The following is an 8,306-nucleotide window of genomic DNA, read 5'->3' on the forward strand; positions in this document are numbered from 1 at the left end:
ATTTCAAAGGCCGAAAAAGTAGTTAGGAAGTTTGCTGAAAAAACGGGAATAGCTGTTGCGTCAACATTACACGGCTTATCTTCTTTCCCAACGGATCATGAATTACATGTAGGATTACTAGGAATGCATGGTAATTATGGTCCTAATTTTTTAAGTGATGAAGCTGATGTTGTGTTGGCTGTGGGAATGCGATTTGATGATAGAGTAACTGGTGATGTTTCTAAATTCTTACCTAACGCTAAGATTATTCATATTGAGATAGATCCAGCAGAAGTTGGTAAAATCATAAAACCAGAAGTAATAATTCTTAGTGATGCTAAAAGAGCTATGACTAAATTGTTGGCAGCAGTTAAGGAACGTAATCATACTAAATGGCATCAGAAATTTGCCGATTGTTACGAGAAAGAGTTTAAACAAGTAATAAGTAAAGAAACACATCCAAAGAAAGGCCAGATTAAAATGGCTGAAGTTATTCGTAGAATTAGCGAACAAACCAACGGTAATGCTGTAATTGTTCCTGATGTGGGTCAACACCAAATGATGGCGGCCAGATATTATAAGTTCAAAAGAACAGATAGTTTTGTTTCGTCTGGCGGATTGGGTACGATGGGGTTTTCATTACCTGCTGCTTTTGGGGCAAAAATAGGAGCTCCTAATAGAACAGTGGTTTCTATTTCTGGAGATGGAGGTTTTCAAATGAATATCCAAGAGCTTGGTACAATTGCTCAAGAGAAGGCAGATGTTAAGATTGTTATTCTAAATAATAGCTTCTTGGGAATGGTTAGGCAGTGGCAAGGAATGTTCTTTGAGAACAGATATTCTTTTGTTGATTTAGTAAACCCTGAATTTACTATCATAAGTAAGGGATACGGAATACCTGCACAAAAAGTAACTAAGAGGGAAGATTTAGATGACGCCTTAAAAGCTATGTTTAAGCACAAAGGAGCTTATATGTTAGAGATTATGGTTGAAAAGGAAGAAGATGTATTTCCAATGATCCCAACTGGTGCGGCTGTACACGATATTAGACTTAAATAGTAAGAGAAAGATTTGTTAGTATGAACGAGAAGAAGAAATACACGATATCGGCCTTTGTACAAAATTCCGCTGGAATTTTGAACCGGATTACGATTGTTTTTACGCGAAGAAAAATCAACATTGAAAGTCTTACTGTTTCTGAAACAGAAAGAAAAGGTATTTCTAGATTTACTGTTGTTGTTACTTGTACAGAAGTAATGGTTAATAGATTGCAGCAACAAATAAATAAGATAATAGAAGTTTATAAGGTATTTATTAGTGAGGATAAGGACATTATTTTTAATGAAATAGCCTTCTTTAAAATGCAAGTAAAAAATAAAGCTGCGAATACGAATTTGCAGAAAATTTCGGATGGTAATAGTGCAAAAGTTGTACACGCTACCTCTAAATTTATGGTGATAGAAAAAACAGGAAGCAAGGAGGATATCACCTCTTTGTTTTATATTTTAGAGCCCTATAATATTCTAGAATTTATTCAGTCTGGCCGTATTGCCATTCTTAAGAATGAGGAAGGAATGAGTGACTTCCTTCCGGAAGGAGTAATTTAAATTTTAAAACAACAATAATGGCAGTAATAAATTTTGGCGGAGTAGACGAAAACGTGGTAACAAGAGAAGAGTTCCCGTTAGCTAAAGCACAAGAAGTTTTAAAGGAAGAAACAGTAGCTGTAATTGGTTATGGTGTTCAAGGTCCTGGACAAGCGCTAAACCAAAAAGACAACGGAATTAACGTAATAGTTGGTCAAAGAAAAAATTCAAAATCTTGGGATAAAGCTGTTGCAGATGGCTTTGTTGAAGGTGAAAATTTATTCGAAATTGAAGAAGCAGTAAAAAAAGGAACAATCATTTGTTACTTGCTTTCTGATGCAGCTCAAATTGCACTATGGCCTACTGTTAAAGAAAACTTGAGTCCTGGAGACGCATTGTATTTCTCTCATGGATTTGGAATCACTTATAAGGAAAGAACAGGAATTATTCCTCCAGCTGATGTAGATGTGATTTTAGTTGCTCCTAAAGGTTCAGGAACTAGCTTAAGAAGATTGTTCGTTGCTGGTAAAGGTTTGAATTCTAGTTATGCAATCTTTCAAGATGCTACAGGTAAAGCAGAAGACAGAGTTAAAGCAATGGGTATCGCAGTAGGTTCAGGTTATTTATTCCAAACTGATTTTAAGAAAGAAGTATTTTCTGACTTAACAGGAGAGAGAGGAACATTAATGGGAGCTATACAAGGTATATTCCAAGCACAGTACGAAGTATTAAGATCAAGAGGTCATTCTCCATCAGAAGCGTTTAACGAAACTGTTGAAGAAGCGACTCAATCTTTATATCCTTTAGTTGCAGAAAATGGAATGGATTGGATGTACGCTAACTGTTCTACAACAGCACAAAGAGGTGCTTTGGATTGGAAAGATAAATTCCATGATGCTGTTAAGCCAGTATTCGAAGAATTGTACGATAATGTTGCTTCTGGAGAAGAAGCTCAAATCTCTATCGATACAAACGGTAAAGAAGATTACCGAGTTGGCTTGGAAGCAGAATTAAAAGAATTATATGATTCTGAAATGTGGACTACAGGTAGAACTGTTAGATCACTTCGTCCAGAGAACAAGGAAAAATAGTAAGAAGCTAAAACTTCTTGAAAAGGAGATCGCTTATTTAAGTGATCTCCTTTTTTTATATTCGTATTTCAGATTTCCTCTAAGAAAACAAGATGATGAGTAAAATGATCGATATCCAAGATATCCTTAATGCAGATAAGCAATTAAAAGGTGTTGTATTACATACGCCTCTTGCAAAAAACGATAATCTCTCGGCTGCATACGGTAGTAACGTTTATTTGAAAAGAGAAGATGTTCAACATGTTCGTTCTTATAAATTAAGAGGAGCTTACAATTTGATGAGTACTGCTACTCAGGAAGAATTAGATAAAGGAATCGTTTGTGCAAGTGCTGGTAATCATTCGCAAGGAGTTGCCTGGTCGTGTAGTAGAATGGGAGTGAAGGGGAAGATTTATATGCCTTCAACTACACCAGATCAAAAAGTAAAGCAGGCTAAAATGTTTGGTAAAGATATGGTAGAGGTAATTCTTGATGGAGATACTTTTGATGATGCTTATGCAGCTGCGATTAAAGACGCTAAGGAGAGTGGGAAATTGTTTATTCATCCTTTCAATGACCTGAAAGTAATTCAAGGACAAGGAACAGTTGGAGTTGAAATCCTGAATGATATTCAAGAAGAAATTGATTATTTATTCGTGCCTATTGGTGGAGGAGGATTAGCCAGTGGAGTTGGGTCTTACTTTAAGAAAATAAGTCCTAAAACAAAGATTATAGGTGTAGAGCCGTTGGGTGCCCCAGCTATGAAGGAATCTTTGGAGCAAGGAAAATTAGTTGTGTTAGATAAAATCGACAAGTTTGTTGATGGGGCTGCGGTCCAGTCTGTAGGAGATATAACGTTTGAGATATGCAAAGAGGTAATTGATGAGATGACATTAGTTCCGGAAGGTAGAATTTGTACTAATATCCTCAAATTATACAATGAAGATGCTATAGTAGTGGAACCGGCAGGTGCTTTAACTATATCTGCATTAGAAGATTATAAAGAAGAAATAAAAGGTAAGAATGTGGTGTGTATTGTTAGTGGAAGCAATAATGATATTACCAGAATGCAGGAGATTAAAGAGAAATCGTTGATTTATGAAGGATTGATGCATTACTTTATTCTTCGTTTTCCCCAAAGGGCAGGAGCCTTAAGAGAGTTTTTGGATGAAGTTCTTGGTCCAAATGATGATATTACTCGTTTCGAGTACATGAAGAAAAATGAACGAGAAAACGGACCTGCATTTATTGGTGTAGAACTTACTGATAGTAGAGATTTTGAGCCATTACTCGCCAGGATGAAGTCTCATAATATGGATTATACATATGTAAATAAGGATGAAAACTTGTTCGGGTACTTTATGTAGAATTAAGGTGCTTAGCCTTATTCAATAATTAACTTTTTGCTACTCGCTTTGTTTCCAATAGTCAACGTATATATATATAATCCAGAGGAGAAGTCTCTCGTGTTTAATTCTTTTTCATAATAGCCTCTCTCGAGTTCTTTATTTATGATACTTCTAATCAATTTACCGGAAGAATCATGGATTTGTAAGTTGACATTGCTTTTCTCAGCTACTGTAAATTGAAAAAGTGTAAAGTATGAAGCGGGGTTTGGGTAGTTGAATAAGAGGAAATCATCGGGAGAAACAATGTTTTCCATTGCATTGAAGCATACGCTGTCACACCAATCTGTTCTGAAAGACCGGTATGAATTGTTTCCTTCCCCTGGATTCATTGTTAGCTCGAAAACAATAGTTCCATCCTGTTTTGTTTCAGTAATATTAGTGCTGAATTTCTCAGCCTGTCCCCAGTTAACAAAAGTGTTGCCATTTTCAAGGCGCTGGCAACTGCCGTAAATATTAGCATCTATAACAGTACTATTCGATTTTTCCCAAACTATTGTTGCAGTTTTATAATCTTCGTCTAATTTATATTCGATAGCTCTTGGGCTAATACTCGTGTGATTTGTGTTGTCAAACAAAGTAATATTCCCATTGTTAATTCTTCGAATATCATGTTGACTACAAAACATAATAGAGTCGTTGGGAAATGTGAATTCGTTATTGGTCCCACCAAGTCTCCATATAATGTCGCCACTAACAGAACTTATTTTAGTAATCTCATCCATTTTTCTACTGGAAATAAGAATATCTCCATCAGAATCAAGTTCTACGGCATTACAATGAACATAGGAGATTTGATATGCACTTGTTAGGTCAGCGTGTTTCGTATCTGTAATATTAAAGTGATCCCATGAGCGCCATTGGAATATTACACTCTTTGTTGTCTTATCTATTATTTGGATAATAGAACCAATAACTGTAACATTAGGTTGGCCTTCTGGTACAACGGATGTCATATCGATTACTTGAGGGTCCCATGCAATCATCAAAGCGTTCCCATTGGGAAGAATTTGTAAGTCATGAAAATCAGTGATATAGCCATTGCCAGTTGCAAAGGAGTCCACTTTATTGAAATAAGGATCCAGTAGATAAAACTTTCCTTCTCCAACTTCTTCATAATAAGATAGCAATCCGTTTTTCTGTACTTTGAAGTCGAATGTCCGATTGTCAAGTTCTTTGAAAAAAATCATTGCCCCCACATTATCTGTAATTAGCAATGTTCTTGGCGCTCCCATTACATTGCCATTCATGAAAATAAATCCATCACCGGTTGGTTCAAATTCCGTTGAAACAATGGTTGGGTAGTTTTCCGATAACGTTTTGGATGAAATTGCCATGGAGTCAATGACTGGGTGATCATGATTAAGAACTTTTTTAATGTTTAGTTGTGTTGGGCTAGCCTTAAAGGAATATGATATCGGAATATCGAGATTAAGTCCAGAATTGATCTGAAGTGTTATCTCTTCGTCGAGTTTGAAATCACTTTTGGGTTCTAGAACAATTGTCTTAAAGTCGTTATGGTAAAAGATGTCATAATCGTAATTGCTAGATTCTCCTTCAATAATAAAAGTATTATCTGTAATTAGAGAAGTGTTAATAGTGTTTTTGAAGGTTATTATAATGTTTGTTGAAGGTGAGTTTAAAATAGAATTAGCAACAGGGGATTGGTAGATTATTTCATTAGACTCATTCTTGGATTGAACTGCACTGCACAGACAAATAGAAACGAGATTAATAAAGATTATAAAATAAAGATTAGTTGTCATTAACTAAAGGCTTGTAAAAGACTGTTGGTATTCCTAATAAAGAAAGTTATTCAAATTTAAAGAAATACTTTTTCATTTTTCCGAAGCTCGATAATCTAGGACACCAGTGAAGTAGCAGATTAATAATTGATAAAAAAACAGGAAAAAAGTAAAACAATTGTTAGGTATGATTAAATTTGCCGCTCCTAAAATAAAGTGCAAAATATAGTAGTCTGATTATGGCAAAGAAAATATTAGTATTGAAATTTGGAGGAACCTCTGTAGGTACCCCGGATAATATCAGAAGAATTCATGATATCGTAGCTAAAAGAAAAGGAGCAGTGGCAATTGTGGTATCCGCATTTGGAGGTGTTACGGATCAGTTGATTCGTATGGCTACGCTTGCTTCAGAAGGAAATGAAGATTACAATGAGATTCTTGTTCAAGTGAAAGAAAGGCACTTGGCTGCTATTACTAGCTTAGTGAAAGGCAAGAATAAGAAACGAGTTATTGAAAGAGTAGCAACTCAGATTTCTAGATTAGAGAAAGTATTGTATGGTATATTCTTGACCAAAGAATTAACCTTTAAATCAAAGGATTTTGTTTTGAGTTTCGGTGAAAGACTTTCTGCAAATATTGTAAGTGAAAGCTTTATAAGTATTGGTGTTGATGCCGGGTACTTAAATGCAAGAAGAGTAATTAAGACAGATCGGATTTTCGGTGGAGCTAATGTGAATTATCCCAAAACCAACAAATTAGTTAAAGCACATTTTAAGGCAAATAAAGATTTGCAGATTGTAACTGGTTTTATTTCTAGTACGGACGACAATGAGACTACCACTTTAGGAAGAGGTGGTTCTGATTTAACGGGCTCAATTATAGCTGCTGCTCTTAGTGCAGCAGAATTACAAATATGGACGGATGTTGATGGAATGATGACAGCTGACCCTCGAAAGGTTGGTAATGCATTTACAATAAAGGAAATGACATATGCTGAAGCAATGGAATTATCTCATTTTGGAGCTAAAGTTGTTTTTCCAGCTACGATATTACCGGTAATGAAAAAGGATTTACCGATATGGGTAAAGAATACTTTTAATCCAGATGGAGAAGGAACTTTAATAAGAGGAACATCTACGCAGAATAGATTTGTGAAAGGAATATCATCTATTGATGATGTTTCTATTATTAGCGTAAATGGAATGGGAATCGCGAACTTAAGAGGATTTTTAAGTAAGGTATTTGGTGCATTAGCCAAAGAGGATATTGCAATTACTCTTATATCTCAAGCTTCTCCTGAAAACTTAATTACTCTTACGGTTAGCACGAAAGACGCGAAAGCAGCTAAAAGTGCTATTGAGGAAGTTTTAGGAGGTGAAATAGGTTCTGGATTAATTGAAAAAGTAAGTTTAGAATCAGGACTTTCGATTGTTACAGTAGTAGGAGAGAATATGAGAAATATTCCAGGTGTTTCTGGAAATCTTTTCGCTTCAATGGGTAAAAACGGAATTAATGTGCGAGCAATTGCACAGGGCTCATCAGAGCGAAATATATCTGCGGTAATTGAGAGTAAGCATTTAATAAAAGCTCTAAATGTTATTCATGAGAATTTCTTTCTGTCGCCAACTATCAATGTGAATTTGTTTTTATGTGGTGTTGGAACAATTGGAGCAACCCTTTTAGATCAAATTAAAAAGCAAAAGGAGTTTTTAGAGGATACTCATGGAATTAGCATCAACCTTGTTGGAGTTGCTAATAGTCGTTATATGGTTATGGATGCAGATGGTGTCTCTTTAAATAAATGGAGAGATAAGTTGAAGTCTTCAAAAAACAAAATGGTATTGGATAAATTCATCGATAAAATGATGGATATGAATATTCGGAATTCAATCTTTATTGACTGTACAGCGAATGCTGATATTATTAAAGGGTATCATCGAATATTAGATTCGAGTATATCTATTGTAGCGGCTAATAAAGTGGCTTGCTCAAGTTCTTTTGATATCTACGATGGCTTAAAGAAAACAGCTGCTAAAAGAGGGGTTAAATTCCTTTACGAAACGAATGTTGGTGCAGCTCTTCCTATTATTCAAACAATGAATGATTTGGTTAATAGTGGGGATAAGATTATTAAAATTGAAGCTATTTTATCTGGGACACTGAATTTCGTGTTTAATGCGTTATCGAAAGATTACAAAATGCATGATGTAGTTAGAGAGGCTCAAGAAATGGGTTACTCTGAGCCAGATCCAAGAATCGACTTAACAGGTGTTGACGTTAGTAGAAAAATATTAATTCTATGTAGAGAGTTAGGTCTTAAAATGGAATTGAAGGATATTGAGATAAATAACTTCTTACCTAAAGATGCTGTTCAAGCTAAGTCATTACCTGATTTCTGGAAAGTTCTTAAAAAGCATGATGATTATTTTGAAGCAGAACGTTTAAAAATAGAGAAGAAAGGCAAAAGACAAAAGTATTACGCTAAATACGAGAAAGGTAAAGCTGTAATTGGTTTGGGAG

6 protein-coding genes are annotated in these 8,306 nt (G+C 35.2%); 5 read left to right on the top strand and 1 reads right to left on the bottom strand.

Features of this window, described 5'->3' with window-relative positions:
* The 4 genes from HRT72_11640 to ilvA form a co-directional block, all read left to right on the top strand.
* On the top strand, positions 1 to 1,038 hold a 1,038-nt coding region (locus HRT72_11640; protein ID NQY68357.1), incomplete at its 5' end, for an acetolactate synthase large subunit.
* Between the two features lie 20 nt (positions 1,039 to 1,058).
* A complete protein-coding gene (gene ilvN, locus HRT72_11645; protein NQY68358.1) occupies positions 1,059 to 1,586 on the top strand; it encodes an acetolactate synthase small subunit in 528 nt (175 codons plus the stop codon).
* 17 nt (positions 1,587 to 1,603) lie between these two features.
* Positions 1,604 to 2,656, top strand: a complete 1,053-nt coding sequence (gene ilvC / locus HRT72_11650; protein NQY68359.1) for a ketol-acid reductoisomerase — start codon at positions 1,604 to 1,606, stop codon at positions 2,654 to 2,656.
* Between the two features lie 95 nt (positions 2,657 to 2,751).
* Positions 2,752 to 4,002, top strand: a complete 1,251-nt coding sequence (gene ilvA, locus HRT72_11655) for a threonine ammonia-lyase IlvA (GenBank protein NQY68360.1) — start codon at positions 2,752 to 2,754, stop codon at positions 4,000 to 4,002.
* Positions 4,003 to 4,019: 17 nt separating this feature from the next.
* Here ilvA and HRT72_11660 read toward each other — a convergent pair whose 3' ends face one another.
* Positions 4,020 to 5,807, bottom strand: coding sequence for an aryl-sulfate sulfotransferase (locus HRT72_11660; GenBank protein ID NQY68361.1), 1,788 nt, complete (start codon positions 5,805 to 5,807; stop codon positions 4,020 to 4,022).
* Between the two features lie 218 nt (positions 5,808 to 6,025).
* Between HRT72_11660 and thrA the strand changes: the two genes are divergently transcribed.
* Positions 6,026 to 8,306, top strand: a 2,281-nt coding sequence (gene thrA / locus HRT72_11665) for a bifunctional aspartate kinase/homoserine dehydrogenase I (protein ID NQY68362.1), incomplete at its 3' end; no start/stop codon positions are given.

This window comes from Flavobacteriales bacterium (assembly GCA_013214975.1).
In the GTDB taxonomy this organism is placed as follows: domain Bacteria; phylum Bacteroidota; class Bacteroidia; order DT-38; family DT-38; genus DT-38.